The organism is Pectobacterium sp. HCp5_1, from assembly GCF_032905925.1.
GTDB classification, from domain to species: Bacteria; Pseudomonadota; Gammaproteobacteria; order Enterobacterales; family Enterobacteriaceae; genus Pectobacterium; species Pectobacterium brasiliense_A.
On record NZ_JAUMIO010000087.1, the window covers coordinates 1 to 1,178 of the forward strand.

Annotated in this window: 2 protein-coding genes; both read left to right on the forward strand. The window is 38.1% G+C overall.

Annotated elements, in window-relative coordinates; genetic code table 11:
* Positions 1–106 (forward strand): hypothetical protein (locus Q3A88_RS21835; protein ID WP_317178664.1); only part of this gene is annotated, 106 nt, incomplete at its 5' end.
* Between the two features lie 85 nt (positions 107–191).
* The gene (locus tag Q3A88_RS21840) at positions 192–1,037 is read left to right on the forward strand and encodes a DUF4393 domain-containing protein (RefSeq protein WP_317178663.1); all 846 of its coding nucleotides are present in this window, start codon (positions 192–194) and stop codon (positions 1,035–1,037) included.
* The last annotated feature ends 141 nt before the right edge of the window (positions 1,038–1,178 follow it).

A 1,178-nucleotide genomic window follows, 5' to 3' on the forward strand; every position in this document is an offset into this window, starting at 1 on the left:
TCAGTGCCGGTACATGTGGCAGTTACTGAAACAGGTAACGCAGTTTATGAATGCGGCTTCACCGTTTCCCGGCAATCAACCTGGCCTGGCTAAAGTGGAGCGGTAATATGAGAAGCTATTTAGGCGGGTGGCTGGCGCATTGAGATAAAATTATCTAAGAATATAAATTCAACTATATTATCGAGCTAATCATGACTGATGAGAATACTTCCGAAGATGATAATTCTTCTGGAAAAAATAAAGTTGCAGAAACTATTAATGCAATAACTGGGCTTACTCAGTCGATACCTGTTTATCAGGATTTGATACAGCCAGCAGCGCAGGAGCTAGGTAAAGGCCTTGCCGTTATCGCTAAATCAGTCAATGTTGCCCTTGCACCGCTAAGTGTCATGGTTTGGGGGTATGAAAAAATTCAGGAACAGTTCATACCTAAAGTGGCTGAAAAATTAAAAGATACCAAGCCGGAAGATATTATCACGCCTAAACCCAATGTAGCTGTGCCAACGATTGAAGCATTGCGGTATACGGCAAACGATGAGTCTTTAAGTAACTTGTTCGCTGGGTTATTGGCCTCATCTATGGATAAAAACAAAGCGGATAAAGCACACCCTGCTTTCGTGGAAATTATTAAGCAACTAACAACAGATGAAGCAAATATAATTTCCATAATAAAAGAAAAAAATTATATTCCTTTGGTAGATATTATTGTTTCTAGTGATAAAAATAAGGTTGGAGATGTTGTATATGGTAATGTATCTTTTTTTTCATTTGGAGACCACTTGGAACAATCAAAACAATTCTCATCTTATGTCAATAACTTATGCCGACTTGGTTTGCTTGTAATATCAATTGATTATAAATTTTTCCTCTCTCCTATTTACTCTTCCATAGAGTATGATGAAATTATCGGTGGAGCCTCTTTTAAAAAGGTGATTGATGGTATGAATTTAAATGAAAATGAAGAAGTTAATTGTGAAAAAAAAGCATTAACTATTACAGATATGGGGAAGCAGTTTATATCTGTATGCATTGGTTAATTAGGTATGGCTATATAGAGTGACCTGCCCCCAGGATTAGATACAACGCTCACTTAGTAATGTCGGATCCTTCACTATCAGAATTACCCTTTCTCCAGGCCGCCGCAAATTCAGACGGCGCCTGATAATTCAGCGCGGAGT